The sequence below is a fragment of the Ectopseudomonas chengduensis genome (assembly GCF_900102635.1).
Taxonomy (GTDB): domain Bacteria; phylum Pseudomonadota; class Gammaproteobacteria; order Pseudomonadales; family Pseudomonadaceae; genus Aquipseudomonas; species Aquipseudomonas chengduensis.
In genome coordinates this window covers 1-24,948 of the sequence record NZ_FMZQ01000013.1, presented here as the reverse complement: position 1 = coordinate 24,948, position 24,948 = coordinate 1, and the positions used below count along the sequence as shown (strand labels likewise).

Below are 24,948 nucleotides of genomic sequence, written 5' to 3'. Positions count from 1 at the left end.
TGAAATCTGCCAACCTTAGAGAGGTCGTCGACAATGACTATCAAGACCCTGTTCGGCGCCGGCCTGCTGGCCGCCGCCACCCTGCTGCACACGCTGACGGCGCAGGCCGCCAGCGACTATCTGGTCAGTACCGACTGGCTGGAAAAGAACCTGAAAGATCCCAAGGTACGCATCATCGAAGTGAGCGTGGTGCCCGGCGTCTACGAGCGCGGGCATATCCCCGGCGCGGTGAACTTCGCCTGGCACAGCGACCTGGTCGACCCGGTACGCCGCGACATCGCCAGCCAGGAAGCCTTCCAGCAACTGCTGCGCAAGGCCGGGGTGAACGACGACAGCACCACCATTCTCTACGGCGACAACAACAACTGGTTCGCCGCCTGGGGCGCCTGGGTGTTCGACGTGTACGGCGTGGATAACGTCAAGCTGCTCGATGGCGGTCGCGCCAAGTGGGAAGCTGAAGGCCGTACTTTGGACAGCCGCGCCAGCACGCCGAAGGCTGGCAACGTCACGGTGCAGGCCGCCAACAAGGATCTGCGCGCCTTCCTGCCAGACGTGTTGGCCGCCGCGGAGAAGCGCAGCGACGTGCAACTGGTGGATATCCGCTCGCCGGACGAATACAACGGCAAGGTCTTCGCCCCGCAGGGCGTGCAGGAGCTGGCCGTGCGCGCCGGCCACGTGCCCGGCGCGGTGAACGTGCCCTGGGGCCAGGCGGTCGCTGCTGACGGCACCTTCAAGTCGGCTGAAGAGCTGAAGAAGGTCTACAGCGCAGTAGGTATCGATGGCAGCAAGCCGATCATCACCTACTGCCGCATCGGCGAGCGCTCCAGCCACACCTGGTTCGCCCTGAAGAAAATCCTCGGCTACGACGTGCGCAACTACGACGGCTCCTGGACCGAATACGGCAATGCCGTAGGCGTGCCGGTGGTGAACGTGGCGGGCACCGTCTGGGGCGGCAAGTAAGGTCTTGAACCGATCCAGGCGTAGGGTGGATCACGCCTCACCGATCCATCGCTATGAAGGCTGATGCCTCCTGTAGGAGCGGATTTATCCGCGAGTTTCGCGGCCGCAGCCGCTCCTACAAAACAAACGTCAGTCACGCACAACACGGCCCCGGCCTAAACACCGGGGCCGCTTTCGTCATTACGGTCAGCAAGGACAACCTATGACCGCCAGTATCGCCACTCCTCGCGCAACGCTGTCCATCGCTACGTCCGGCCTGCTCACCATCGCCCTGCTCGCCTTCATCTGGCAGCTGGCCGACGGCAGCAACGAAGGTCGCGCCTTCAGCTACTCGCTGGCCAGCGGCACGCTGTTCGGCCTGCTGCTGCAGCGTTCGCGCTTCTGTTTCTTCTGCGTCACCCGCGACTTCGTCGAACGCCGCATACCGGACGGCCTGCTCGGCCTGCTCGCCGCCCTGGCGCTGGGCACCCTCGGCTATCACGCGGTGTTCGGCGCCTTCCTGCCCGACCCCAGCGGCGGGCGCCTGCCCCCGGATGCCCATATCGGCCCGCTGAGCTGGGTTCTGGCTCTGGCCGCCACGGTGTTCGGCCTCGGCATGGCGATTTCCGGCTCGTGCATCAGCGCGCACCTGTATCGCCTCGGCGAGGGCAATTTCGCCTCGCTGGCCGCGCTGGGCGGCGCGCTGCTCGGCTTCGCCCTGGGCTTTTTAAGCTGGAACCCGCTGTATCTGGCCGCCCTGCAGGAAGCGCCGGTGCTCTGGCTGCCCGGCCGGGTTGGTTACGGCAGCTCGCTGCTGCTGCAACTGGCGCTGCTGGGTGCGCTGGCCGCCTGGCTGCTGCGTTATCGCCAGACGGGCTCTAGGACTGAAGCTCAAGGACTGTGGTCGCTGCTGTTCGGCGCACGCTGGCCGACCTGGGTCGGCGGTGTGCTGATCGGTGGGCTGGCGGTGCTGGCCTATTTTCGCGTCGCGCCACTGGGGGTGACCGCCGAACTGGGCAGCCTGGCGCGTACCGGCGCGGACAGCCTGGGCTGGCTGCCAGCACGCCTGGAGGGACTCGATGGCTTTTCCGGCTGCGCCACAGTGGTCAAGGAAACCCTGCTGTCGAACAACGGCCTGTTCGTCATCGGCCTGGTGATCGCAGCCTGGGCCAGCGCCCTGGCCGCCGGCGACTTCCGCCCCAGCAGCGGCGCACCCCGCGACTGGCTGCGCGGCCTGCTCGGTGGCGTGCTGCTGGGCTGGGGCAGCCTGCTGGCGTTGGGCTGCACGGTAGGCACGCTGCTGTCCGGAGTGATGGCCGGCGCGGTGTCGGGCTGGGTGTTCGGGCTGTTCTGCCTGGTTGGCATTGTGCTTGGGCTGAAGCTGCGAGCGCTGTTGCGCTTGGGCTGATGCACCTTCGTAGCCCGGATGAAATCCGGGGTCTTCTGCTGCAGGTTTCCCCGGATTTCATCCGGGCTACGGTTGCATCCGATCTGGCGCTGGGTGGGGGCGGTGCGCCCTACACGATTACCCCGTAGGGTGCGCTGTGCGCACCACGTCAAGCTGCGACACCAGCACTCAGGCCGCCTTGTTCGGCGACGCATCCTCGAAGCGGTCGACCCTGCGCAGGCTCTTGAAGCCGAGCATCCAGCCGCCAGTCACGGTCAGGGTGCAGGCGCAGCCGATCAGCGCCGCCGGCACCACGCCGAACCAGGCGGCGCTGGTGCCGGCGCGAAATTCGCCGAGCTCGTTGGAAGAGCCGATGAACAGCATGTTCACCGCGTTGACCCGGCCACGCATGGTGTCCGGGGTGGAGAACTGCACCAGCGAGGAACGGATGTACATGCTCACCATGTCCGCGCCGCCGGCCACCACCAGTGCGGCGAAGGACAGCCAGAACAGGCTGGACAGCGCAAACACCAGGTTGGCCACACCGAACAGCGCCACCGCGCCGAACATCACCAGGCCGACATGGCGGTTGAACGGCTTCATGCTCAGGTACAAACCGACCGACACTTCGCCGATGGCCATGGCGCTGCGCAGCAGGCCGAGCCCCGTCGGCCCGACTTCCAGCACTTTTTGGGCGTAGATCGGCAGCAGCGCGATCACGCCTCCAAGCAGCACGGCGAACAGGTCCAGCGAGATGGTGCCGAGGATGATCGGCCGCGTGCGGATGAAGTGGATGCCCGCGGTAAAACGCGCCCACGCGGTGGCTTCCAGCGCCTGCATCTTTTCCGCGTAGCGCACCGGTACCAGCGGTAGCAGTGCGGAGCCAGCAAGGAAGCAGGCAAGGCAGACCGAATAGGTCAGCCCGCCACCGCCGATGGCATACAGGCCGCCGCCGATCACCGGGCCGGAAATGGTCGCGCCACGCATGATCATGCTGTTGGCGGCGATGGCCGCGGCCAGGCGCTCGCGCGGCACGATCTGCGGCAGCAGGCTCGATAGCGCCGGCCCGGTGAAGGCGCGGCCACAGCCGTAGAGCACCAGCACCGCGTAATACCAACTGACGGCCGCTTCGCTCAGCGACAACCACAGCAGCGCCGCCGCACACAGGCCTTCGACCAGCCAGCTGAGCATGAGGATCAGCTTGCGGTCGTAGCGGTCGATGAGGTCGCCGGCTGGCATCAGCAGCACCAGCATGGGGATGAACTGCGCCAGGCCGACATAGGCCAGCGACAGCGGATCACGCGTCAGGTCGTAGACCTGCCAGGCCACCACGATGGCCTGAATCTGCACGGCGAACACCACCACGATGCGGGCGATGAGAAACGGCAGGAAACCGGGAAGTCGGTAAACGGAAACGGGAGCAGCGGACACGGCGAAAATCTCGAGGCAGAACCGGCCAGTGCCGGACGAGGTAAGCCGGCCAATCTACGGGAAAGCTCCGCCACGGGGCAAACCCAGGAACAGGCTGTTGCGCAGATCGCGCCCTGGACCGCGCGGTGGCGTCAGACACACGAGCGCCTTACTGGACAACGCCGGGTGCCGCGCCTGGTTCGGTCACTGTAGGAGCGCCGCCCCGGAACGAAGACGGATGCGACCGTATCGCAATAGTGAGTTGCCGGCTCCATTCGCCACGGGGCGCGGCTCCTACAGGTGTTGGCAGCGCGGGCGGATGCGGGAGGTCATTCCTCCCGCCAATATCCAGGCTAGACGAATGCCTGGTCGCCGAAACCACGCGGCAGACGCTGCGGGCCTGGCAAGGCAGCCAGACGCGCCTCCCAGGAAGTGCGCCAGTCGTTGACGGCGCGGGCGGCCTTTTCGCGGCGGGCGGCACGGCGCGCGGCATTGCGTGAGTTACGTCGAGCTTCGGTGAACACTTCGGTCTTGCGGCAATTGCGGCATTTGACCTTGGCCAGCTCGGTGGTGGCGGGCAGCTTTTCACCATGAGAGCCACAAGCGAGGTGGCCAGAGACTTTGTAGTGCGTAACCATCGCGTTATCTCCTTGATTGTGGGCACCCGGCTGCAGACAGCCGGTCTACACCCCTCAAGAAATGGGACTGTGCAAGCGGTACGCAGGTTCATTGGCTACCGACCAAGGGCCATGCCGCCTCTGGCCGTGCGCCCCGCCAAAGGGTTTTAATGCGCTCTTTTACCGGAACCTCACCATGCCCCTGAGCCCCGACGAACTCACGCAGATCAGCGCTCTCACCCTGGCCCATTACCAGAGCAGCGCCGAGGATTTTCGCGAGGGCACGCGCGACCATGACGTGAGCCAGAACATCGCCGCGCTGCTGCGCCATATCGAGGGCGAAAAGCCCTGGCGCATCCTCGATTTCGGCTGTGGCCCGGGGCGTGATCTGCGCACCTTCAGCGGCCTCGGCCATACCGCCATCGGCCTCGATGGCTGCGCAGAGTTCGTCACCATGGCTCGCGCCGACAGCGGCTGCGAGGTCTGGCAGCAAAGTTTTCTGGAGCTGGATCTGCCGGCCGGCCACTTCGATGGCATCTTCGCCAACGCCAGCCTGTTCCATGTGCCCGATCAGGAGCTGCCGCGCGTGCTCAGCCAGTTGCAGGCAGCGCTGAAACCAGGCGGCGTGCTGTTCAGCTCCAACCCGCGCGGCGAGAATCAGGAAGGCTGGAACGGCCCGCGCTACGGCAGCTACCACGACCTGGAACGCTGGCGCGCGCGGCTCACGGCGGCCGGTTTCGTCGAGCTGGAGCACTACTACCGCCCCGCCGGCCTGCCTCGCGACCAGCAACCCTGGCTGGCCAGCGTATGGCGACGAGTCGCTTAGCTCACCACCACAGGCATGCGTCGCCCTAGTCGAATACGGGCCGGAAAAAGCTGCGCTCGTAGCTGAGGATGCAACGTGTCTCTTCGGCGTAGCGAAAGGCCGCCTGACACTCGGCGTCGGCGAAGGAATCCTGACGATAGCGTTCGTATTCGGCCAGGCTGGGGAAGCTGAACAGCGCCAACGCCACGTTATTGGCCCCCTCGGACGGCAGGAAGTAACCGTGGTGCGTGCCGCCGAAGCGCTCTACCAAGGGAATCCACAGCTTCGCGTAGTGCTCGAAATCCTTGAGTTTGTAGGGGTCGACGATATAGCGCAGGTAGCAGGTGATCATGGCTGTCCTTCCTTGCGAGTGGTAAGCGACTAATGTTTTTTGAGCGACGGCAACAGCGCGGTGAGGATGCCAAGCAGCGGCAGGAACGAACAGATCAGGAACACCTCCTCGATACCGTGGATGTCCGCCAGGTAACCGAGCAGCGCCCCGCCGATGCCGCCGAAACCGAACATCAGGCCGAAGAACAGCCCGGCGATCATACCGACGTTGCCCGGCATCAGCTCCTGGGCGAAGACCACGATGGCGGAGAATGCCGAGGCGAGGATGAAGCCGATCACCATGCTCAGCACGCCGGTCCAGAACAGGTCGACGTGTGGCAGCAGCAGGGAGAACGGCGCCACGCCGAGGATGGAGAACCAGATCACCTGCTTGCGCCCGATGCGGTCGCCTATCGGCCCGCCGAAGAAGGTGCCAGCGGCCACCGCGCCGAGGAACAGAAACAGGTAGAGCTGCGAGCTGGCCACCGACAGGTCGAACTTCTCGATCAGGAAGAAGGTGAAGTAGCTGGTGAAGCTGGCCATGTAGAAGTACTTGGAGAACACCAGCAGCGCCAGGATCAGCAAGGCGAACTTCACCCGCCCGGATGACAGCCCGTGAGTAGCTACACCGCCCTGCTTGAGCTTGAACAACGTCAGGTGATGGCGATACCAGCGGCTCAGGCCGTACAGCACGACGATGGCAAAGGCGGCGAACAGGCCGAACCAGGCGACGTTGCCCTGGCCGTAGGGAATGATGATCGCCGCCGCCAGCAGCGGGCCGAAGGCGGTGCCGGCATTGCCGCCGACCTGGAAGGTGGATTGCGCCAGGCCGTAGCGCCCGCCCGAGGCCAGGCGGGCGATGCGCGACGCCTCGGGGTGGAAGGTCGAGGAGCCGATGCCCACCAGCGCCGAGGCCAGGAGAATCGCCGGGAAGCTGCCGACGAAGGCCAGCATGAGGATGCCGACCAGGGTGCACAACGAGCCGGCGGGCAGCAGCCAGGGCTTGGGATGGCGGTCGGTGTGGTAGCCCACCCAGGGCTGCAGCAGCGAGGCGGTGAGCTGGAAGGTCAGGGTGATCAGGCCGATCTGGGCGAAGCTCAGGCCGTAGTTGAGCTTGAGCATCGGGTAGATGGCGGGCAACACCGCTTGGATCAGGTCGTTGATCAGGTGCGCCAGGGCGCAGGCGCCGATCACGCGCATCACCAGAGGGCTGGCCTGGCTGGCGGGCGAGGCGCCGGCCAGGGTCGTAGCGGCAGGACTGCTGGGCATGCTTGAAGTTTCCGGACGAGGTGAGGAACGGCGCTATGCTAGGCTGCGCCCCATCGCCTGTCTCACGAAGACAGGGCAGCAACCCTCGCAAAAAAGGCATCCTCATGCGCTTAGCCGACAAGCTGCTGGCCGAGATCGACGCTTCCCCCTGGATGGTCAGCAGCAGCGCCACCGATTACCCGCTCAACGCCGTCATCGAGCCGCACTCGCACCGCAACAAGCACCAGCTGATCTATGCGATTTCCGGGGTGATGGTGGTGACCTCGGCGCTGAACCAGTGGACGGTGCCACCAAGCCGCGGCATCTGGATGCCCTGCGGCCAGGTGCACGCGATCCGCTGCATCGGCAGCGTGCGAATGCGCAGCGTCTTCGTGCGCCCTGACAGCCTGGCGGACATGCCCGCCGAGTGCCGCGCCGTGGCCATCTCGCCGCTGCTGGGCGAGCTGATCCGCGCCGCCGTGGCGATCAACCAGCCCTACGCCGACGACTCGCGCGAGGCGCGGGTGATGCGCCTGATCCTCGATGAACTGCGCATCCTGCCAACCCTGCCGCTGCACCTGCCGCAACCGGCCGACCTGCGCATCCAGCCGATCTGTTCAACGCTGCAGGACAACCCCGGCGACGCCTCCACCCTGGCCGACTGGAGCACCCGCCTGGGCTTGGACGAGAAGACCATCCAGCGCCTGTTCCAGAAAGGCACTGGCATGACCTTTGGCCAGTGGCGCCAGCAGGCGCGTCTGTTGCTGGCGCTGGAGCGCATCGCCCTGGGCGAGAAGATCATCGACATCGCCGGAGAGCTGGGCTACGACAGCCCCAGCGCCTTCGCCACCATGTTCAAGAAGCAGTTCGGCACCACGCCCAGCCAGTTCTTCAAGTGATGCAGGCCAGGCCCGTCAGCCACTTCAACAACCGCTATATACAAAAAAACATAACGATGTAGGATTGCGCATCCGGTCTGTCATCAGGATCGATTCCACGAGGAATCCTCATGCTCAAGCCTCTCAAGCGCAGCCTGTTTACCCTCGGCCTGATCTTCACCAGCGGCGCCATCGCCGACGAGGTCAAGATCGCCGTGGCCGCCAACTTCACCGCACCGATGCAGGCCATCGCGCCCGCGTTCGAGAAGGCCACCGGGCACAAGCTGGTGGCGTCCTTCGGCGCTACCGGGCAGTTCTATGCGCAGATCAAGAATGGCGCGCCTTTCGATGTGCTGCTCGCTGCCGACGACACGACGCCGGCCAGGCTGGAGAGCGAAGGTGCAACAGTGCCCGGCTCGCGTTTCACCTACGCCATCGGCAGCCTGGTGCTGTGGTCAGCCGATGCCAGCTACCTCGACGGCACGGACGCGGCGCTGAAGGCCGGCCAGTTCAGGCACCTGTCCATCGCCAACCCCAAGGCCGCGCCCTACGGCCTGGCCGCGATGCAGGTGCTGGACAAGCTGGGGCTGAGCGAGGCAGTGAAAGCCAAGCTGGTGGAGGGCCAGAACATCACCCAGGCACATCAGTTCGTCTTCACCGGCAACGCCGAGCTGGGTTTCGTCGCGCTGTCGCAGGTGTACAAGGACGGCCAGGTCAGTAGCGGCTCGGCCTGGATCGTGCCGGAGGCCATGTACGACCCGATCAAGCAGGACGCGGTGATGCTCAAGCAGGGTGCGAACAATCCGGCCGCCGTGGCACTGGTCGAGTACCTGCAGAGCGCGGAAGCGGCCAGGGTGATCGAATCGTTCGGCTATAAACTGCCGTAGCCCGGATGAAATCCGGGAGCCTCCTGACTGTGCCTGCCCCGGATTGCATCCGGGCTACGTTCGCCACCGGAACCTATACATGCCGCTGTCCAAGAATGACCTCGACGCCATCCTCCTGACCCTGGAGCTGGCCTCGCTGACCACCGTGCTGCTGCTGATCATCGGTACGCCGATTGCCCTGTGGCTGGCGCGCACCGACTCTTGGCTCAAGCGCCCGGTCGGCGCGGTGGTGGCGCTGCCGCTGGTGCTGCCGCCAACGGTGATCGGCTTCTATCTGCTGGTGAGCATGGGGCCCAATGGCTTCTTCGGCCAACTGACGCAGAGCCTCGGTCTCGGCACCTTCACTTTCACCTTTACCGGCCTGGTGATTGGTTCGATCTTCTATTCCCTGCCCTTCGTCGTGCAGCCGTTGCAGAACGCCTTCGAGGCCATCGGCCGCGGCCCGCTGGAGGCCGCCGCGACCCTGCGCGCCAATCCCTGGGACAGCTTCTTCAGCGTGGTGCTGCCGCTGGCCCGCCCCGGCTTCATCACCGCCGCCATTCTCAGCTTCGCCCATACCATCGGTGAGTTCGGCGTGGTGCTGATGATCGGCGGCAATATCCCCGGCAAGACCCAGGTGGTCTCGGTGCAGATCTACAACCACGTGGAAACCATGAACTACGCCCAGGCGCACTGGCTGGCCGGCGGCATGGTGGCGTTCTCCTTCATCGTTCTGCTGGCGTTGTACGGCGGGCGCAATGCTCGGATGAGGGCGCTGTGATGTTCGGGCTCGGCAAGGCACTGATACCTGCCATCCACGACGATGGGCGTATTCGCGCGCGCTTTCTGGTCAAGCATCCGGGCTTCACCCTGGATGTCGACCTTGACCTGCCCGGGCGCGGCGTCAGTGCGCTGTTCGGCCATTCCGGTTCGGGCAAGACCAGTTGCCTGCGCTGCTTCGCCGGGCTGGATCGCCCGCAGCAGGGCTACCTGCAGGTTGCTGGAGAGCTCTGGCACGACAGTGAGCGCGGTTTCTTTCTGCCGGCGCACAAACGCGCCATCGGCTACGTGTTCCAGGACGCCAACCTGTTCCCGCACCTGAGCGTGCGCAAGAACCTTGAGTACGGCCAACGGCGCATCCCCGCCTCGCAACGCAGGGTGGCGCTGGATCAGGCGCTGCAGCTGCTGGGCATCGGCCACCTGCTCGAGCGCATGCCCTCGGCGCTGTCCGGCGGCGAACGCCAACGCGTCGGCATAGCCCGCGCGCTGGTGACCAGCCCGCGCCTGCTGCTGATGGACGAGCCGCTGGCTTCGCTGGACCTCAAGCGCAAACAGGAAGTGCTGCCGTATCTGCAGCGCCTGCACGAGGAGCTGGACATCCCGGTGCTCTACGTCAGCCACGCCCCGGACGAGGTGGCGCGCCTGGCCGATCATCTGGTGCTGCTCGACGAAGGCCAGGTGCGCGCCAGCGGCCCGCTCAAGGAAATTCTGCTGCGCGCCGACCTGCCCTTCGCCAGCGACGAGGATGCCGAGGCCGTGATCGACGGCCAGGTCTGCGGTCATGATGCCGCCTACGATCTGCTGCAACTCAACCTTCCCCGCAGCGAAGCCTGCCTGCGCCTGCCCCATGCGGCGTTGCCCAACGGCCACTCGGTGCGCGTGAAGATCAAGGCACGCGATGTCAGCCTGGCGCTCAATCGCGCCGAGGATTGCAGCCTGCTCAATCTGCTGCCGGCACGGGTGGAAAGCTGGCAGGCGCTCGATGCGCAGATGCTGCTGACCCTGCGCATCGGTGATCAACGCCTGCTGGCGCGAATCACCCGCTACTCCTTCGATCAGCTGGGCATTCATGCCGGCCAGGCGCTCTGGGCGCAGATCAAATCGGTGTCGCTGCTCGCGCCGTAGGGTGCGCCGCGCGCACCGAGCACACGCAGATCTGTAGCTCCCACGCTCTGCGTGGGAGTCAAGGTAAGGGCGCTCAGCGCCCGTACGGACTGCTAGGCAAAAGCCAAACGGATGCAGAGCGTCCCAGGGTGCATTCCCACGCGGAGCGTGAGGAACGATCAGTCTCACGCAATACCCGGCAACTCCAGATGCTCCGGCCCGATCTCGGCATTGCCGGCCAGCAGCAGGGCGAAATGGATGACGTTCTCCAGCTCGCGGGTATTGCCCGGCCAGCGATGTGCCTCCAGCACGGACTGCGCCGCCGGACTGATCGACGGAATGGTCAGGCCCAGGCGCGAGGCATGGATGCCGAGGAAGTATTCGGCCAGCGGCAGAATGTCGCCGACCCGCTGACGCAGCGCCGGGAACAGCAACTGGCCGTCACACAGGTAGGCGTACAGGCGCTCATCGAAGGTGCCGGCGGCCACCGCGCGGGCCAGGTCGATGCTACTCGCCGCCACCAGACGCACATCCACCGGCAGCGCCTGGCTGGCGCCGACGCGATACACCTCGCGGGTTTCCAGCGCGGCCAGCAGCTTGCTCTGCAACGGCCGCGAGAGGTCGGCGATTTCATCCAGGTAGAGCGTGCCGCCATTGGCCGAACCGAACCAGCCGGCACGGCTACTGCCGGCGCCGACATGAGCACCGGCGGCATGGCCGAACAACTCGGCCTCGCCCCACTGCGGGCTTATCGCCGCGCAGCTCACCGCCACGAACAGGCCAGCGCGCTCACTGTGGCGATGGATATAGCGCGCCAGCAGCTCCTTGCCGGTGCCGGTTTCACCGAGAATCAGCAACGGCTGGCCATTGCCCGCCAAGGCTTCGGCACGCTCACGCAACTGGCGCGAACGCGCATCGACGAATACCAGCGCCTTGGCGCGGATGCTCAGCGGGCTCTTGTCCGAATCAGCGAAGGTCAATGGTGGTGGGAAACCAGGTGGAAGACTCATGACGTGAAGCTCCTGAGCCACACCTCGCCGGCGCAGCCTGTACGCGAATAAAAAATGCCTGGAGCAACTTTTAACCTTGCCCCGCAACGGCCCGAAGGGTGGCCGCCATGGATGGCCAGCCATAAAAAAGAGCGGGCGGCTGCCTGGCCCGACCCCGCTCCGAAAAGGTTGTCCCGCTATGAGGGGATCAGGCGCGCAAGCGCGACTGCTGTTCGATGCGGCTCTGCAGGCGATACAGATAGCCGAAGCCCTGCTCCCAGTAACGGTGCCCGGACTTCACGTTGATATGCCCGGCACCGGTCAGAATCGCCGCCTCGCTGCCCCAGGCCCGCGCCAGCTCCATGGCGCGCAGGGCGCTGGCCGCTGCGTCGTTGTCGGAACCCACCAGCAGGCTGGGAAAGGGCAGCAGATCACGCGGCATCGGCGCGAAATTCTGCAGTGCCTCGGGGCAGCCCGGCCGCTCGACATCGGCCGGCGCCACCAGCAGCGCGCCGCGCACACGGCGCAGCAGTTCGACCGGTGCCTGCGCGGCCCAATGAGCCACCGTCACGCAGCCCAGGCTATGGGCGATGAGGATGAGCGGACGCGGATCGTCGGCGACTGCCTGGTTCAACGCGGTGACCCAGTCGCCACGTTGCGGGTTGAGCCAGTCCTTCTGCTCCACACGCGCGCTATTCGGCAGGCTGCGCTGCCAATGGCTTTGCCAGTGTTCTTCGGGTGAGCCCTGCCAGCCCGGCAGGATCAGGTAACGGATTGCTTCGCTGCCCATGACGGCGCCTCCTTGAATCGAATGGCGTCAGTCTAGGCAGCACGAATAAATTACAAAAAGAATAAGAACTTATTTACTTATTCCAAAAACGCAATAAATCGCATCATGCCTCATATTTCCAAAAAGCATATAAATGTTCTTAAACAATATTTTTAAGAATATTTCCATCTCTCTACTATCCGCTCCACGCCAGCGTCGGTACTCCATACCGCCGCCATGGCGACCTATTCATAAGGAGCCTGGAAATGACCGCGACGCTGAGAAACCTCGAAGGCCAGGATGAAGCCAGCATCCTGCGCGAGATTCAGACCGCCCTGCATGGCCTGAAATTCGGCTCGGTGGAAATCACCGTGCACAACGGCCAGGTCGTGCAGATCGAGCGCAAGGAAAAGATTCGCCTGCAACAACCGAGTACCAAGAACAGCTGAAACATGATGCGGCCCGACTGGACCACCAGAGGGCTCGAGAAAGATCGCCCCGCCTGACACCCAATACGCCAACACAAGAATTTCACAGTTAGGAGCTGCACCATGTCCATTCGTCGTTTCGCCCTGGCCGCACTGGCCAGCGCCCTGATCGCCGGCCCGGTAGCCGCCGCACAAACCCTGCTCAACGTGTCCTACGACCCGACCCGTGAGCTCTACACCGAATTCAACGCCGCCTTCAACAAGCACTGGCAGGCCCAGGGCAACGAAGCGGTGACCATCCAGCAATCCCACGGCGGCTCGGGCAAGCAGGCCCGTGCGGTGATCGACGGCCTGCGCGCCGACGTGGTGACCCTGGCCCTGGCCGGCGATATCGACGAGCTGTACAAGCTCGGCAAGCTGATCCCGGAAAACTGGCAGGAGCGTCTGCCGGACGCCAGCACCCCCTACACCTCGACCATCGTGTTCCTGGTGCGCAAGGGCAACCCGAAAGGCCTGAAGGACTGGGATGACCTGGTCAAGCCGGGCGTGGAAGTGATTACCCCGAACCCGAAAACCTCCGGTGGCGCACGCTGGAACTTCCTCGCTGCCTGGGCCTATGCCCAGCAGAAGTACGGCAGCGAAGCCGAGGCCAAGGCCTTCACCGAGAAGCTCTACAAGAACGTCCCGGTGCTCGATACCGGCGCCCGCGGCTCAACCATCACCTTCGTCAACAACGGCATCGGCGACGTGCTGCTGGCCTGGGAGAACGAGGCCTTCCTGGCGCTCAAGGAAGAAGGCGGGGAGAACTTCGAGATCGTCGCGCCGTCGCTGTCGATCCTCGCCGAACCGCCGGTAAGCGTGGTCGATCAGAACGTCGACAAGAAAGGCACCCGCAAAGTCGCCGAGGCCTACCTCAACTACCTGTACAGCGAGGAAGGCCAGCGCATCGCCGCCAAGCACTTCTACCGCCCACGCAACCAGGCGGTGGCGGCCGAGTTCGCCAAGCAGTTCCCGCAGCTCAAGCTGGTAACCATCGACGCTGACTTCGATGGCTGGAAAACCGCTCAGCCGAAGTTCTTCAACGACGGTGGCGTGTTCGACCAGATCTACCAAGCCCAGTGATAAAACGGGTGGGCAGGGAATACTCCCTGTCCACCTTGGGCAATTGCAGGCGGCGGGCAGTGTTTTGGCTTGTCCGCCCTTTGCGTATTAAAGCGTTGCAACCCAAGCAGATAAGGACAGCCAATGTCTCGTCGTACTTCCCCCGTCATACCCGGCTTCGGGCTGACGCTGGGTTACACCCTGGTGTACCTCAGTCTGTTGGTGCTGATTCCCCTGGGTGCCATGTTCGTCCACGCTGCCCAGCTCACCTGGGATCAGTTCTGGGCAATCATTTCCTCGCCGCGCGTGCTGGCCGCCCTGAAGCTGAGCTTCGGCACCGCCTTTCTCGCTGCCATCATCAACGGCGTGATCGGTACCCTGCTGGCCTGGGTGCTGGTGCGCTACACCTTCCCCGGTCGCAAGATCATCGAAGCGATGATCGACCTGCCGTTCGCCCTGCCCACCGCGGTCGCCGGTATCGCCCTGACCGCGCTCTATGCGCCCAACGGTTTGATCGGCCAGTTCGCCACCACCCTGGGTTTCAAGATCGCCTACACCCCGTTGGGCATCACCCTGGCGCTGACCTTCGTCACCCTACCCTTCGTCGTGCGCACCATCCAGCCGGTACTGGCCGACATCCCGCGCGAAGTCGAGGAAGCCGCCGCCTGCCTCGGTGCCAAGCCGCTGCAGGTGGCCCGCCACGTGCTGCTGCCGGCGCTGCTGCCGGCCTGGCTGACCGGCTTCGCCCTGGCCTTCGCCCGTGGCGTTGGCGAGTACGGCTCGGTGATCTTCATCGCCGGCAACATGCCGATGAAGACCGAGATCCTGCCGCTGCTGATCATGGTGCAGCTGGACCAGTACAACTACGCCGGCGCCACCGCCATCGGCGTGCTGATGCTGGTGGTGTCGTTCATCTTGCTGCTGCTGATCAACCTGCTGCAGCGCCGCATCAGCCGTTCTTAAGGAGCCAGGCATGTCATCTGCAACCCTGACGGCCAGCGCCGCCAACAATGCCGCGCGCCGCGGTAACGCCCTGGGCCGCCGCCTGCTGATCATTTCGGCCTGGCTGGTGTTCGCCTTCTTCCTGCTGCTGCCCTTGTTCGTGGTGGCGACCGAGGCGCTCAAACAGGGCGTCGGCGTGTTCGTCGCTTCGATCCTCGAACCCGACGCCATCAGCGCACTGAAACTGACCCTGCTCGCCGTGGGCATCGCCGTGCCGCTCAATCTGGTGTTCGGCGTGGCCGCCGCCTGGTGCGTGAGCAAGTATGAGTTTCGCGGCAAGAGCATTCTGGTGACCCTGATCGACCTGCCGTTCTCGGTGTCACCGGTAATCGCCGGTCTGATCTATGTGCTGCTGTTCGGCGCCCAGGGCTTCTTCGGCCCCTGGTTGCGCGAGCACGATATCCAGATCATCTTCGCCCTGCCCGGCATCGTCCTGGCGACCATCTTTGTCACCGTGCCCTTCGTCGCCCGCGAGCTGATCCCGCTGATGCAGGAACAGGGCACGCAGGAGGAAGAGGCCGCGCGCCTGCTCGGTGCCAACGGCTGGCAGATGTTCTGGCACGTGACCCTGCCCAATATCAAATGGGGCCTGATCTACGGCGTGGTGCTGTGCACCGCCCGGGCGATGGGCGAGTTTGGCGCAGTATCGGTGGTCTCCGGGCACATCCGCGGCTACACCAATACGCTGCCGCTGCATGTCGAGATTCTCTACAACGAATACAATCACGTCGCCGCCTTCAGCGTTGCCAGCCTGCTACTGCTTCTGGCGCTGTTCATCCTGCTGCTCAAGCAGTGGAGCGAATCCCGTATCAACCGCCTGAAAGCCAGTGCGGGCGAGGAATAAAACATGAGTATCGAAATCCGCAACGTCAGCAAGAACTTCAATGCGTTCAAGGCGCTGAACGAGATCAACCTGAACATCCAGAGCGGCGAACTGGTCGCCCTGCTCGGCCCGTCCGGCTGCGGCAAGACCACCCTGCTGCGCATCATCGCCGGCCTGGAAACCCCGGACAGCGGCACCATCGAGTTCCACGGCGAGGACGTCTCCAACCACGACGTGCGTGATCGCAACGTCGGCTTCGTGTTCCAGCACTACGCGCTGTTCCGCCACATGACGGTGTTCGACAACGTCGCCTTCGGCCTGCGCATGAAGCCCAAGGGTCAGCGCCCGAGCGAAGAGGTGATCAAGCGCAAGGTCCACGAACTGCTCGACCTGGTGCAGCTCGACTGGCTCGGCGATCGCTACCCGGAACAGCTCTCCGGCGGTCAGCGCCAGCGTATTGCCCTGGCTCGCGCCCTGGCGGTGGAGCCGCGCGTACTGCTGCTCGACGAACCCTTCGGCGCGCTGGATGCCAAGGTGCGCAAGGAGCTGCGCCGCTGGCTGGCGCGCCTGCACGAGGACGTGCACCTGACCAGCGTATTCGTCACCCACGACCAGGAAGAAGCCATGGAAGTGGCCGACCGCATCGTGGTGATGAACAAGGGCGTGATCGAGCAGATCGGTACACCGGCCGAGGTTTACGAGAATCCGGCCAGCGATTTCGTCTACCACTTCCTCGGTGACGCCAACCGCCTCTACGTCGGCAACGATCACCACGTACTGTTCCGCCCGCACGAGGTTGACCTGTCCAGCGAACCGAGCCCGGAGCACAAGGCCGGCGAGGTACGCGACATTCGTCTGCTCGGCGCGATCACCCGCATCACCCTCAAGGTCGAAGGCCAGGACGAGCTGATCGAAGCCGAGGTGGCCAAGGATCACGTCAGCCTGGACAACCTCGCCCGCGGCACCACCCTGTACTTCAAGCCCAAGGGCGGCAAGCCGGTCAGCGCCTCAGCCTAAAGCCACCCGTAGGAGTCGCGCCCCGCGACGAAAAGCTTCGCCCCGGGGCGGGGCTCCTACGCGGTGAAGCATTGGCACGCCTTAGTACGTAGGACGAGCTTAGGGTGGGCTTCAGCCCACCGCACAGAGCTCAACCTTTGTTTGGTGAGCTGAAGCCCACCCTACGGAGCCGCGATCGCCATGATCGCCCTACGCCCCTGCGGGGAAACCTGCAGCGCACGCGAACCCGTGCTGCGCCGCAGCCAGCCCTCGCCTTCGCACAGACCCAGCAATGCCGCGCCCAGCGCACCACCGAGATGCGGCTTGCGCTCGCTCCAGTCCGGGCAGGCACAGAGTCGCTGGCGGCGCTGACGGTTGACCTGGTGCAGATCGATCCCCAACGCCTGCAGCCCCTGCTCACCGCTTGCCGTCAGCTGCAGCGCACCGCCCCCCTCGCTCAGCCAGTCAGCTGCGCGCATGCGCGCGAACACGCCGACCGCCAGTTCGCCGGCCAGATGGTCGTAACAGGTGCGCGCCTCACGCATGGCCTGCGGCGTCCCGCGCGAGGCCGGCATCGCCCGTGGTTGCCGTGGCTGCGCGGCGAGCGCGGCACTGGCCAGGGCCTCGACCAGTTGCCCGACTTCCGGCCCGGCCAGGCGGTAATAGCGATTGCGCCCATGGCGCTGCTGAACCAGCAGGCCGCCTTCGACCAGCTTGGCCAGGTGCGCGCTGGTCGACGACGGCGACAGCCCCGCCAGCAAGGCCAGCTCGCCGGCCGGCCGCGCGCTGCCGTCCATCAGCGCCCAGACCATGCTGGCGCGCCCGGCATCGGCGAGCAACGCGGCAATCGAGCTGAAACCCGGTGCGTATTCCATAGTTCACCTCATGACGAAACATGGCGTGCAGCAAATGTGGATACTGGCAGGCAATTTCAGCCAGAGCCAGCCAGGGAGAAACCGATGCTCGCCGTGATCTTCGAAGTTCAGGCCAAGCCAGGCCTGCAGCAGGACTATCTCGACCTCGCCGGTGAGTTGCGCCCACTGCTCGCCGAGCAGCCGGGTTTCATCTCCATCGAGCGCTTCCAGAGCCTGACCCAGCCGGGGAAGATCCTGTCGCTGTCGTTCTGGCAGGACGAAGCCGCAATCCAGGCCTGGCGCCAGCGCGAAGAACACCGCCGCGCGCAGTCGGCAGGACGCGAGGAGGTCTTCAGTCACTATCGGTTGCGCGTGGCCCAGGTACTGCGCGACTACGGCATGCACGAGCGCGAACAGGCGCCGGCCGACAGCCGCGCGATCCACGATCAGGGGCAGCGCGATGACTGAGCACCTGCTCCTGATCCTCGTCACCTTCCTGCTCGCCGGCATGGTCAAGGGTGTGGTCGGCCTTGGCCTGCCGACCATCGCCGTCGGTCTGCTCGGTCTGGTGATGGCGCCATTGCAGGCCGCCGCGCTGCTGATCATCCCGTCGATGGTGACCAACATCTGGCAGCTGTGCGACGGTCGCAGTCCGCTGCCGATGCTGCGCCGGCTATGGCCGATGCTGCTGGGCATCCTGTGCGGCACGCTGCTGGTCGCCGCTCTGCTGCAAAGCCTCGACCTGCCCGGCGCCACCCGCTGGCTGGGCGTGGCGCTGGTGGTTTACGCACTGCTCGGCCTGGCCAAGGTGCACTTTCGCGTGGAGCGGATCAAGGAAGGCTGGCTGAGCCCGGTGATTGGTGCGCTCACCGGCGCGATCACCGCGGTTACCGGTGTATTCGTGATTCCCGCCGTGCCCTACTTGCAGGCCATCGGCCTGGAGAAGGACGATCTGGTTCAGGCCCTGGGGTTGTCCTTCAGCGTCTCCACCCTGGCTCTGGCGGCAGCACTCGGTCACAGCGGTGAACTGCTGCAACCGGCGGTGCTGGGTGTATCGGCCCTCGCCCTGCTGCCCGCACTGCTGGGCATGGCCGGCGGCCAGTGGCTGCGCAAACGCATCAGCGCGGAGCGCTTCAAGCGCTGGTTCTTCATCGGCCTGTTGCTGCTTGGGGCAGAACTGGCGCTGCGCGGTCTCTGAACCTGACCATCAAACGGCGGCAGCCTGCGAGTGCTTGAGGCCGAACCATTGCAGCTCGGCCAGCAGCGCCACCGCCAGCGCCTGGGCGATAACGAAGGCGTAGCCGAACAGGTTCGGCGACACCCAGCCGATCACCAGTACCAGCAGGCTGTCGATCACCCACAGCGCGTTGACCGCGATCACCGCCCAGATCGCCTGGCGGCTGATTTCGGCGCGGTTGGACAACCACACCAGCAGCGCCGCGAAGGGCAGCAGCGCGCTACCGGCGACCAGCAACAGCAGGCGCGGTAGTTCGAGGAAGGCGCCCAGCCAGCCGGCCGCCAGGACCAGCAGCAGGCCGGTAACGCCGCTGAGCAGACCATCGAGCAAGAGAGCATTGCGCAGCATCGGGGTGGGTTGCAGTGCGTTCATGATGAATCCTCCATAGGGACACCGGGGTGGTGCCTGGCCTACAGATTTCGCCGAAACGCGCGGGGCGTCGATTACCTGCCAGGTAATGGCCGGCATGACCTGACTGAACTATCGTGCTGACCATGAACAATACCCAGACCGCCGGCGCCCTGTTGCGCCAATGGCGCCAAAGGCGCCGCCTGAGCCAGCTCGACCTCGCCTGCGAGGCGGAGATCTCCACCCGCCACCTGAGCTTCGTCGAAACCGGACGCGCCCAACCCAGCCGCGAAATGCTGCTGCACCTGGCCGAGCAACTGGAGATTCCCCTGCGCGAGCGCAATCGCCTGCTCAGCGCCGCCGGTTTCGCCCCGCTGTACAGCCAGCACGAACTGAGCGACCCGGCGCTGGCTCCAGCCCGCCAGGCCATCGAACAGTTGCTCAAGGCCCATGAACCCTATCCGGCGCTGGCCATCGACCGACAGTGGAACCTGCTGGCAGCCAACGCCTCGGTCGGTGCCTTCCTCGCCGGCATGCCGGACTTTCTGCTCGGGCCGCCGCTCAATGTGATGCGCCTGTCGTTGCACCCCGAAGGCCTGGCACCACGCATCGCCAACCTCGCGTTGTGGCGCGCGCACCTGCTGATGCGCCTGCAGCGCGACGCCGAAATCAGCGGCGACGAAGCCCTGTTCAGCCTGCTCGATGAACTGCGCGGCTATCCGGCACCCGCTGAAGTCCCTGCGCCACCGAGCGACGCCGTGCTGGTGCCGCTGCAACTGCACAGCGAGCAAGGTGTGCTCAGCCTGATCAGCACCATCACGGTGTTCGGCACCCCGAATGACGTGACCCTCGCCGAACTGGCACTGGAGACCTTCTTCCCCGCCGACGCCTTCACCGCCGAGTACCTGCGCAATCTGGCGAACAGCACCTGAACGGTAGCGTTTTCCGACGAAATCACTCTTTCGGGTCATGCTCTGCAGCGCGTCACGCAGTAGTCTTGGCGCTGCGTCATTGACGCTGCCCACTGCATACCTGCTCAAAACAATAACAAGGAGCACCCCGGATGCGCTGTAAAGCACTGTTGCGCCATGCTTTTTTCTGGTCGCTCGGACTCTTCGTCGGGCTCTCGCCAATGGCCTTCGCCGAAGCCGTCAGCCCGCAGGAACAAATCCAGATACACGCCAGCCGCGCCACCAGCAGCCTGATGCTGTTACGTGGCGAAGGGTTCCAGAAGACCCATCAGCAGCGCCTGGAAGCCGACCTGGCCGCTCTGGCCGGTGCCATGCAGAGCCTGCCGCAGGGCAGCGCCGAACTCACCAGCGCCCATCAGGCCCTCGTTACCCAATTGCGCAACGGTGTTTCCTATGGCCCCGGTGACGAGAACGTACCCTGGCGCTTTCCCGAAGACCTCAGCCGCGCCCTGCGCGACTTCCTCAGCACGGCCCGTGCACTACCGGGGGCCGAAGGCCAGAGCGAGCTGGCGGCGAAGGTCGAGTACCTCAGCGTGCAATACCTCAGCCGCTCCTACCTGGGCACCTTCGAGATCGCTCGCGAGCAGCCCGGCACCTACCTCGGTCAGGACGAACGCCTGCTATTGCCGGCCATCGACAGCGAACTGCAGGCACTCAAGGATCAATCCGACCCGCAGGTGACCAAGCTGCAGACGCGCTGGAGCTATCTGCGTGCGGCGCTGGCCGACATGAACAGCCAGAGCAACACCCTGCAGAGCGTCTCCGGCCGCCCCTTTGCACCCATCACCGTGGATCGCCACGCACGCTCGATGACGGCTCAGTGGATGGCGATGTTCTAGAAAGGCTCGCGGCTAAAGCCCCTCCCACAAAACCGAGTGACCGAGGGAGGGGCTTCAGCCGCGACGAACAGCAGCACGTGCTCAGGCCAGCGCCTTCTTCTCGCGGATGCAGGTCGGCCCGGCGATCTCTACCACGGCATGCTCGACTTCCTTGCGCAGGCCGAGCAGAAAGGCCAGTTCAGCGACCACGAACAGCGGCCCGATCACCAGCCCCATGACGTCATCGACGAAGGCCGGCTTGCGTCCTTCGTAGTAGTGACCGACGAACTGGATGACCCAGCCGACCACAAACAGACCAATGCCTGCCGTCAGCCACAGGGCAGTGGAAGCGACCGCCAGGCTGGCACCGGCCCACAGGCACAGCCCCAGCAGCACGGCCATGAGCAGGCCAAAACGGGTGTCCAGGCGCAGGTAGAACCATGCCGACGCCAGCGCCACCAGCGTGGCAGGCGCCAGCCACAGGCCGGCAAGATGGAAACCTGGCCGCGACAGCAGCACGGCGACGGCCAGCACGATCATCGGGATGCCGATGAAATGACTGGCGATATTGCGCCGGTCGCGATGGTAGGCGGCATATTGCGCCAGGTGATCGACGAGGGTTTTCATTATTATCGTCCTCAGGTGTGAAACGGGCCCGCACATGATCCCTCCACCTTGGCTAGTCACACTGTCGGCTAGCCGACAATGGCAGGGAAGGCCGCACCGCCGCGCAACCTCACAGGAGCCGCCATGCCCGACCCCCGTCATTACCTCAGCCAGCTGAACCAGGGCCACTGGTTCGCCGCATTGCCCCCAGCGCTGAGCCAGGGCCTGCTGGACATGGCCCAGATGCAACGCCTGGATGCCGGCCAGCGGCTGTTTCGCCGTGGCGACAAACCCAGCGGGCTGTATGCGGTGGTCGAAGGTGCAGTGCGCATCGGCGCGGTCAGCGAAAACGGCAAGGAGGCATTGCTGACCCTGGTCGAGCCGCCCTACTGGTTCGGCGAAATTTCCCTGTTCGATGGCCTGCCGCGCACCCACGATGCCTTCGCCGAAAGCGCCAGCACCCTGCTGCTGCTACCCCAGCACGACCTGCTCGCGCTGCTCGAACGCGAGCCGCAGTACTGGCGCGACTTCGCCCTGTTGATGAGCCACAAGCTGCGTCTGGCCTTCGTCGCTCTGGAAGACATGAGCCTGCTGCCGGCCGCGCCGCGCCTGGCCCGACGCCTGCTGCTGATCGCCGAGAACTACGGAGAAAGCGAACCGCGCCGGGTGCTGCACCTGGCCCAGGAGCAGCTGGCGCTGATGCTCTCGCTGTCACGCCAGACCACCAACCAGATTCTCAAGGAACTGCAAGCGCAGGGCGTGGTGCAGCTCACCTACGGCGAGATCGAAATTCTCGACTTCGAGCGTCTGCGCCAGCTGGCCTCCTGAACCGCTGGCGTCCTGCCACTGTCCAATCTCTGTCGTTTTTCTTGCAGGAAGTACCGCACCGATGCCAGACAATGCCCCCGCTCCGCTGCCCGATGTGCTCGCCGGCCCGCTGCTGCGCCGCCTGGAGCCCGGCCGCCTGGTGCTGTGGCTGGTGGCCAGCCGTGAACTGAGCCTGCAACTGTGGCTGCAACCCGAGGGCCAGGCGCAGCAGACGCATGCGCTGGACGAACACTGCCAGCAACTGCCGCTAGGCCGGCACGCCGTGCTGCACCTGATCGACCTGCCGCTCGAACAGGCACTGCCACAGGACCAACGTATCGCCTACGACCTGCAGATCATCGACAGCGCGGGCGCGAAAGGCATGCGCGACTGGGCACCGCACCTGCTCTACGACGGCGCTAAGCACGCTGATTTCGTCCTGCGCTCGCGCGTCGACCACCTGCTCCACGGCTCCTGCCGCAAGCCGCACCACGCCGCTGCTGACGGCCTGCTCTGCGCCGATCGCCTGCTGGCAAGTCAGCCCGAAGCCAAGCAGCGTCCGGCGCTGCTGCTGATGAGCGGCGACCAGGTCTATGTCGACGATGTCGCCGGCCCATTGCTATGCGCCATTCACCAATTGATCGCCCGCCTCGGCCTGTTCGACGAGTTTCTCGAAGGTGCCGTGGTCGAGGACAGCCAGGCGCTGTATGGCCACCCGGTCGGCTACTACCAACGCGCCGAGCTGCTGCCGGCGGTGAAAAGCAACCAGACCCTGCGCGACAAGTTCTTCGGCGGTGTGGAGAAACCGGTCTTCACCAGCAGCAGTGCCGACAATCATCTGGTGACCTTCGCCGAGATGATCGCCATGTACCTGCTGGTCTGGTCGCCGCTGCCCTGGACGCTGATCAGCGAAGAGCAGCCAGCGCTGGACGAGGAACAGCGGCAGCGTTACGCCCGTGAGCGCGAACGCATCGACGCCTTCCGCCAGACCCTCGGCCAGGCCGCGCGGACGTTCGCCCACCTGCCGACGCTGATGATCTTCGACGACCACGATGTCACCGATGACTGGAACCTCTCCGCGCGCTGGGAGCAGACCGCCTACGGTCATCCGTTCTCCAAGCGCATCATCGGCAACGCCCTGCTCGCCTATCTGCTGTGCCAGGGCTGGGGCAACAACCCGGATGTATTCGATGAGCCGCTGCAGGCCTTTGCCGACCTGCTGCAGCAGCGTCAGAACCATCACTTGCAGGCCAGTGCGCAGGATGCGCTGATCGACCAGTTGCTGCATTTCGAGCAGTGGCACTACGTGCTGCCGACCACGCCCGCGCTGCTGGTGCTGGACACCCGTACGCGCCGCTGGCGCAGCGAAGGGCACCTGTCGAAACCCTCGGGGCTGATGGACTGGGAAGCGCTGTGCGACTTTCAGCAGACGCTGCTCGATCACCCCAGCTGCATCATCGTCTCGCCGGCGCCGATGTTCGGCGTGAAGCTGATCGAGGGCATCCAGAAACTGTTCACCTATGCCGGCCACCCGCTGATGGTCGATGCGGAAAACTGGATGGCGCATCGCGGTGCGGCCAGCGTGATGATGAACATCTTCCGCCACTCGCGTACGCCGGGTGATTTCGTCATCCTCTCCGGCGACGTGCACTACTCCTTCGTCTACCGCGTGAGCATCCGCCACAAGCGCGCCAGCCCGACCATCTGGCAGATCACCAGCAGCGGCATCAAGAACGAATTCCCGGCCGAGCTGCTGGACTGGTTCGATCGCCTCAACCGCTGGCTCTACGCGCCCTGGTCACCGCTCAACTGGCTGACCAAGCGCCGGCGCATGCGCGTCACCCCGCTGATCCCCGACCGCAGCCGCTCGGGCGAACGCCTGTGGAACAGCGCCGGCCTCGGCCAGGTGTTCTTCGACGAACAGGGCCGGCCCAAACGCATCCTCCAGCTCAACGCCGATGGCTCACCGCCGGCGACCTTCGTTGCCGAGCGTGAATCAGGCACGGCGACGGCACCACTGCTCGGGCATCCCGATCACAGGGCAACGCCGCGGGACGGCGGCGCAAGCCACCCGTGAGCCGAGCGCATACGCCAAAGCTCAAGGCCAAATGGCGCCGAAGCAGATGGCATGCGAATTGACGACAGTTGGCAGGATCGAAAAAGCAGGCGTTACTGAGGGGGCTCCGATTTGCTCAATGAACCCTCTGCACTCTCTAATCGGGTTCAAACTGCCGCCACAAGAATTCCTCTGATTCGGAGATTCCATTGAGCATTTACTCCTGCCTGTTAGAAACGCCATCCGTTCAGGTCTATCAAGCGCTTCGAGTTGGCTCTGGCCTTAGCGCAAAGACCGATGAGGCCGCCGCACGGGGCTTACCTAACAGCCTCTTTGCCGTGCAAATCCTGCATGGCGCCCAACCCGTGGGAATGGGCCGCGTGATCGGTGACGGAGGCTGTTTCTTTCAAGTCGTTGTAGTGGTCAACCCATCCCGGACAGTGGGTTAAGTTTTTCTTCGGCAGCGGCGGGCGGCAGCCCGTCGTTGAATTGATGTGGCCTGATCCAGTTGTAGCGGTGCATCAGGTAATGACTGATGTCCCGCTGAGCCTCCTGAGCTGTCAGGTAACCGGTCGGCGGAACCCACTCCGACTTCAGACTCCGGAACAACCGCTCCATCGGTGAATTGTCCCAGCAATTACCTCGACGGCTCATGCTCTGTTCCATCCGATATCGCCACAACCGCTGCCGAAACAGGCGGCTGGCGTACTGGCTGCCCTGATCGGAATGAAACAGCACCTGCTGCGGTTTGCCTCGTTGCTCGTAGGCCATATCCAGCG

The 24,948-nt window shown here is 64.8% G+C and carries 28 protein-coding genes; 18 read left to right on the top strand and 10 right to left on the bottom strand.

The genetic code is table 11. From position 1 onward, the window contains the following. The first annotated feature begins 33 nt into the window (after window positions 1–33). Together BLS08_RS18935 and BLS08_RS18930 are read left to right on the top strand one after the other, a co-directional pair. A complete protein-coding gene (locus BLS08_RS18935) occupies window positions 34–960 on the top strand; it encodes a sulfurtransferase (RefSeq protein ID WP_055985329.1) in 927 nt (308 codons plus the stop codon). Window positions 961–1,162: 202 nt separating this feature from the next. Next, window positions 1,163–2,347, top strand: coding sequence for a YeeE/YedE thiosulfate transporter family protein (locus BLS08_RS18930; protein ID WP_055985334.1), 1,185 nt, complete (start codon window positions 1,163–1,165; stop codon window positions 2,345–2,347). 168 nt (window positions 2,348–2,515) lie between these two features. On the opposite strand, the gene BLS08_RS18925 is transcribed toward BLS08_RS18930, so the two are convergent. Both BLS08_RS18925 and BLS08_RS18920 read right to left on the bottom strand, forming a co-directional pair. After that, entirely contained in the window at window positions 2,516–3,757 is a 1,242-nt protein-coding gene (locus BLS08_RS18925; RefSeq protein WP_090337165.1) for an MFS transporter, read from the bottom strand. Window positions 3,758–4,089: 332 nt separating this feature from the next. Beyond that, on the bottom strand, window positions 4,090–4,374 hold the full coding sequence (locus tag BLS08_RS18920) for a hypothetical protein (RefSeq protein ID WP_017676024.1): 285 nt from the start codon (window positions 4,372–4,374) through the stop codon (window positions 4,090–4,092). 175 nt (window positions 4,375–4,549) lie between these two features. Here BLS08_RS18920 and BLS08_RS18915 point away from each other — a divergent pair, with 175 nt between their 5' ends. Continuing rightward, window positions 4,550–5,179, top strand: a complete 630-nt coding sequence (locus BLS08_RS18915) for a class I SAM-dependent methyltransferase (protein ID WP_017676025.1) — start codon at window positions 4,550–4,552, stop codon at window positions 5,177–5,179. 25 nt (window positions 5,180–5,204) lie between these two features. On the opposite strand, the gene BLS08_RS18910 is transcribed toward BLS08_RS18915, so the two are convergent. Then, complete coding sequence (locus BLS08_RS18910; protein WP_017676026.1) at window positions 5,205–5,510, bottom strand: NIPSNAP family protein; 306 nt, start codon at window positions 5,508–5,510, stop codon at window positions 5,205–5,207. A gap of 29 nt (window positions 5,511–5,539) precedes the next feature. Then, window positions 5,540–6,757, bottom strand: coding sequence for an MFS transporter (locus tag BLS08_RS18905; protein WP_017676027.1), 1,218 nt, complete (start codon window positions 6,755–6,757; stop codon window positions 5,540–5,542). Window positions 6,758–6,861: 104 nt separating this feature from the next. On the opposite strand from BLS08_RS18905, the gene BLS08_RS18900 reads away from it, so the two are divergent. From BLS08_RS18900 to modC, 4 genes are all read left to right on the top strand, one after another. Further along, window positions 6,862–7,635: an AraC family transcriptional regulator gene (locus tag BLS08_RS18900; protein WP_017676028.1), complete on the top strand. Its 774-nt coding sequence runs from the start codon at window positions 6,862–6,864 to the stop codon at window positions 7,633–7,635. 110 nt (window positions 7,636–7,745) lie between these two features. Beyond that, entirely contained in the window at window positions 7,746–8,501 is a 756-nt protein-coding gene (gene modA, locus BLS08_RS18895) for a molybdate ABC transporter substrate-binding protein (RefSeq protein WP_017676029.1), read from the top strand. A gap of 79 nt (window positions 8,502–8,580) precedes the next feature. Then, window positions 8,581–9,261 (top strand): molybdate ABC transporter permease subunit, encoded by a 681-nt coding sequence (gene modB, locus BLS08_RS18890; protein ID WP_017676030.1) that lies wholly within the window; start codon window positions 8,581–8,583, stop codon window positions 9,259–9,261. Beyond that, entirely contained in the window at window positions 9,261–10,385 is a 1,125-nt protein-coding gene (gene modC, locus BLS08_RS18885) for a molybdenum ABC transporter ATP-binding protein (protein ID WP_017676031.1), read from the top strand. Before modB ends, modC begins: the two co-directional genes overlap by 1 nt. A gap of 164 nt (window positions 10,386–10,549) precedes the next feature. Here the strand turns inward: modC and BLS08_RS18880 are convergent, their stop codons facing one another. After that, window positions 10,550–11,374 (bottom strand): sigma 54-interacting transcriptional regulator, encoded by an 825-nt coding sequence (locus BLS08_RS18880; RefSeq protein ID WP_017676032.1) that lies wholly within the window; start codon window positions 11,372–11,374, stop codon window positions 10,550–10,552. Window positions 11,375–11,561: 187 nt separating this feature from the next. Then, the gene (locus BLS08_RS18875) at window positions 11,562–12,143 is read right to left on the bottom strand and encodes an RBBP9/YdeN family alpha/beta hydrolase (protein ID WP_017676033.1); all 582 of its coding nucleotides are present in this window, start codon (window positions 12,141–12,143) and stop codon (window positions 11,562–11,564) included. A 245-nt stretch (window positions 12,144–12,388) separates the two neighbouring features. On the opposite strand from BLS08_RS18875, the gene oscA reads away from it, so the two are divergent. The 5 genes from oscA (at window position 12,389) to BLS08_RS18850 (ending at window position 16,493) form a co-directional block, all read left to right on the top strand. Then, window positions 12,389–12,571, top strand: a complete 183-nt coding sequence (gene oscA, locus BLS08_RS18870) for a sulfur starvation response protein OscA (protein ID WP_003464528.1) — start codon at window positions 12,389–12,391, stop codon at window positions 12,569–12,571. A 102-nt stretch (window positions 12,572–12,673) separates the two neighbouring features. Continuing rightward, window positions 12,674–13,672 (top strand): sulfate ABC transporter substrate-binding protein, encoded by a 999-nt coding sequence (locus BLS08_RS18865; protein WP_017676034.1) that lies wholly within the window; start codon window positions 12,674–12,676, stop codon window positions 13,670–13,672. Window positions 13,673–13,795: 123 nt separating this feature from the next. Further along, on the top strand, window positions 13,796–14,614 hold the full coding sequence (cysT, locus tag BLS08_RS18860) for a sulfate ABC transporter permease subunit CysT (RefSeq protein WP_003464536.1): 819 nt from the start codon (window positions 13,796–13,798) through the stop codon (window positions 14,612–14,614). 10 nt (window positions 14,615–14,624) lie between these two features. Continuing rightward, entirely contained in the window at window positions 14,625–15,497 is an 873-nt protein-coding gene (gene cysW, locus BLS08_RS18855) for a sulfate ABC transporter permease subunit CysW (protein ID WP_003464539.1), read from the top strand. Between the two features lie 3 nt (window positions 15,498–15,500). Then, on the top strand, window positions 15,501–16,493 hold the full coding sequence (locus tag BLS08_RS18850) for a sulfate/molybdate ABC transporter ATP-binding protein (RefSeq protein ID WP_003464541.1): 993 nt from the start codon (window positions 15,501–15,503) through the stop codon (window positions 16,491–16,493). A gap of 161 nt (window positions 16,494–16,654) precedes the next feature. Here BLS08_RS18850 and BLS08_RS18845 read toward each other — a convergent pair whose 3' ends face one another. After that, window positions 16,655–17,347 carry an ArsR/SmtB family transcription factor gene (locus BLS08_RS18845; protein ID WP_017676035.1) on the bottom strand — a complete coding sequence of 231 codons (693 nt, stop codon included), beginning with the start codon at window positions 17,345–17,347 and terminating at the stop codon, window positions 16,655–16,657. Window positions 17,348–17,431: 84 nt separating this feature from the next. On the opposite strand from BLS08_RS18845, the gene BLS08_RS18840 reads away from it, so the two are divergent. Both BLS08_RS18840 and BLS08_RS18835 read left to right on the top strand, forming a co-directional pair. After that, window positions 17,432–17,794 (top strand): antibiotic biosynthesis monooxygenase family protein, encoded by a 363-nt coding sequence (locus tag BLS08_RS18840; protein ID WP_017676036.1) that lies wholly within the window; start codon window positions 17,432–17,434, stop codon window positions 17,792–17,794. Further along, complete coding sequence (locus BLS08_RS18835) at window positions 17,787–18,524, top strand: sulfite exporter TauE/SafE family protein (RefSeq protein WP_017676037.1); 738 nt, start codon at window positions 17,787–17,789, stop codon at window positions 18,522–18,524. Before BLS08_RS18840 ends, BLS08_RS18835 begins: the two co-directional genes overlap by 8 nt. 9 nt (window positions 18,525–18,533) lie before the next feature. Here the strand turns inward: BLS08_RS18835 and BLS08_RS18830 are convergent, their stop codons facing one another. After that, window positions 18,534–18,935, bottom strand: coding sequence for a hypothetical protein (locus BLS08_RS18830; protein WP_003464550.1), 402 nt, complete (start codon window positions 18,933–18,935; stop codon window positions 18,534–18,536). Between the two features lie 122 nt (window positions 18,936–19,057). Here BLS08_RS18830 and BLS08_RS18825 point away from each other — a divergent pair, with 122 nt between their 5' ends. Together BLS08_RS18825 and BLS08_RS18820 are read left to right on the top strand one after the other, a co-directional pair. Next, window positions 19,058–19,843 carry an MmyB family transcriptional regulator gene (locus tag BLS08_RS18825; protein WP_003464553.1) on the top strand — a complete coding sequence of 262 codons (786 nt, stop codon included), beginning with the start codon at window positions 19,058–19,060 and terminating at the stop codon, window positions 19,841–19,843. 131 nt (window positions 19,844–19,974) lie between these two features. After that, window positions 19,975–20,721: a hypothetical protein gene (locus BLS08_RS18820; RefSeq protein WP_017676039.1), complete on the top strand. Its 747-nt coding sequence runs from the start codon at window positions 19,975–19,977 to the stop codon at window positions 20,719–20,721. Between the two features lie 81 nt (window positions 20,722–20,802). On the opposite strand, the gene BLS08_RS18815 is transcribed toward BLS08_RS18820, so the two are convergent. Beyond that, window positions 20,803–21,327 carry an Mpo1 family 2-hydroxy fatty acid dioxygenase gene (locus BLS08_RS18815; protein ID WP_017676040.1) on the bottom strand — a complete coding sequence of 175 codons (525 nt, stop codon included), beginning with the start codon at window positions 21,325–21,327 and terminating at the stop codon, window positions 20,803–20,805. Between the two features lie 123 nt (window positions 21,328–21,450). On the opposite strand from BLS08_RS18815, the gene BLS08_RS18810 reads away from it, so the two are divergent. After that, entirely contained in the window at window positions 21,451–22,134 is a 684-nt protein-coding gene (locus BLS08_RS18810; protein WP_017676041.1) for a Crp/Fnr family transcriptional regulator, read from the top strand. A 61-nt stretch (window positions 22,135–22,195) separates the two neighbouring features. Continuing rightward, window positions 22,196–24,190 carry a metallophosphoesterase family protein gene (locus tag BLS08_RS18805; protein ID WP_017676042.1) on the top strand — a complete coding sequence of 665 codons (1,995 nt, stop codon included), beginning with the start codon at window positions 22,196–22,198 and terminating at the stop codon, window positions 24,188–24,190. A gap of 402 nt (window positions 24,191–24,592) precedes the next feature. Here the strand turns inward: BLS08_RS18805 and BLS08_RS18795 are convergent. After that, window positions 24,593–24,948: DDE-type integrase/transposase/recombinase (locus tag BLS08_RS18795; protein WP_139204263.1), on the bottom strand; the 356-nt coding region annotated here is incomplete at its 5' end.

Coding starts and splice junctions, on each gene's coding strand:
- BLS08_RS18935 (WP_055985329.1), top strand. CDS start 34: ATGACTATCAAGACCCTGTTCGGCGCCGGCCTGCTGGCCGCCGCCACC.
- BLS08_RS18815 (WP_017676040.1), bottom strand. CDS start 21,327: ATGAAAACCCTCGTCGATCACCTGGCGCAATATGCCGCCTACCATCGC.
- BLS08_RS18915 (WP_017676025.1), top strand. CDS start 4,550: ATGCCCCTGAGCCCCGACGAACTCACGCAGATCAGCGCTCTCACCCTG.
- oscA (WP_003464528.1), top strand. CDS start 12,389: ATGACCGCGACGCTGAGAAACCTCGAAGGCCAGGATGAAGCCAGCATC.
- BLS08_RS18835 (WP_017676037.1), top strand. CDS start 17,787: ATGACTGAGCACCTGCTCCTGATCCTCGTCACCTTCCTGCTCGCCGGC.
- cysW (WP_003464539.1), top strand. CDS start 14,625: ATGTCATCTGCAACCCTGACGGCCAGCGCCGCCAACAATGCCGCGCGC.
- modB (WP_017676030.1), top strand. CDS start 8,581: ATGCCGCTGTCCAAGAATGACCTCGACGCCATCCTCCTGACCCTGGAG.
- BLS08_RS18880 (WP_017676032.1), bottom strand. CDS start 11,374: ATGAGTCTTCCACCTGGTTTCCCACCACCATTGACCTTCGCTGATTCG.
- BLS08_RS18805 (WP_017676042.1), top strand. CDS start 22,196: ATGCCAGACAATGCCCCCGCTCCGCTGCCCGATGTGCTCGCCGGCCCG.
- BLS08_RS18830 (WP_003464550.1), bottom strand. CDS start 18,935: ATGAACGCACTGCAACCCACCCCGATGCTGCGCAATGCTCTCTTGCTC.
- BLS08_RS18865 (WP_017676034.1), top strand. CDS start 12,674: ATGTCCATTCGTCGTTTCGCCCTGGCCGCACTGGCCAGCGCCCTGATC.
- BLS08_RS18825 (WP_003464553.1), top strand. CDS start 19,058: ATGAACAATACCCAGACCGCCGGCGCCCTGTTGCGCCAATGGCGCCAA.
- cysT (WP_003464536.1), top strand. CDS start 13,796: ATGTCTCGTCGTACTTCCCCCGTCATACCCGGCTTCGGGCTGACGCTG.
- BLS08_RS18910 (WP_017676026.1), bottom strand. CDS start 5,510: ATGATCACCTGCTACCTGCGCTATATCGTCGACCCCTACAAACTCAAG.
- BLS08_RS18930 (WP_055985334.1), top strand. CDS start 1,163: ATGACCGCCAGTATCGCCACTCCTCGCGCAACGCTGTCCATCGCTACG.
- BLS08_RS18900 (WP_017676028.1), top strand. CDS start 6,862: ATGCGCTTAGCCGACAAGCTGCTGGCCGAGATCGACGCTTCCCCCTGG.
- modA (WP_017676029.1), top strand. CDS start 7,746: ATGCTCAAGCCTCTCAAGCGCAGCCTGTTTACCCTCGGCCTGATCTTC.
- BLS08_RS18905 (WP_017676027.1), bottom strand. CDS start 6,757: ATGCCCAGCAGTCCTGCCGCTACGACCCTGGCCGGCGCCTCGCCCGCC.
- BLS08_RS18810 (WP_017676041.1), top strand. CDS start 21,451: ATGCCCGACCCCCGTCATTACCTCAGCCAGCTGAACCAGGGCCACTGG.
- BLS08_RS18845 (WP_017676035.1), bottom strand. CDS start 17,347: ATGGAATACGCACCGGGTTTCAGCTCGATTGCCGCGTTGCTCGCCGAT.
- BLS08_RS18875 (WP_017676033.1), bottom strand. CDS start 12,143: ATGGGCAGCGAAGCAATCCGTTACCTGATCCTGCCGGGCTGGCAGGGC.
- BLS08_RS18840 (WP_017676036.1), top strand. CDS start 17,432: ATGCTCGCCGTGATCTTCGAAGTTCAGGCCAAGCCAGGCCTGCAGCAG.
- modC (WP_017676031.1), top strand. CDS start 9,261: ATGTTCGGGCTCGGCAAGGCACTGATACCTGCCATCCACGACGATGGG.
- BLS08_RS18820 (WP_017676039.1), top strand. CDS start 19,975: ATGCGCTGTAAAGCACTGTTGCGCCATGCTTTTTTCTGGTCGCTCGGA.
- BLS08_RS18850 (WP_003464541.1), top strand. CDS start 15,501: ATGAGTATCGAAATCCGCAACGTCAGCAAGAACTTCAATGCGTTCAAG.
- BLS08_RS18920 (WP_017676024.1), bottom strand. CDS start 4,374: ATGGTTACGCACTACAAAGTCTCTGGCCACCTCGCTTGTGGCTCTCAT.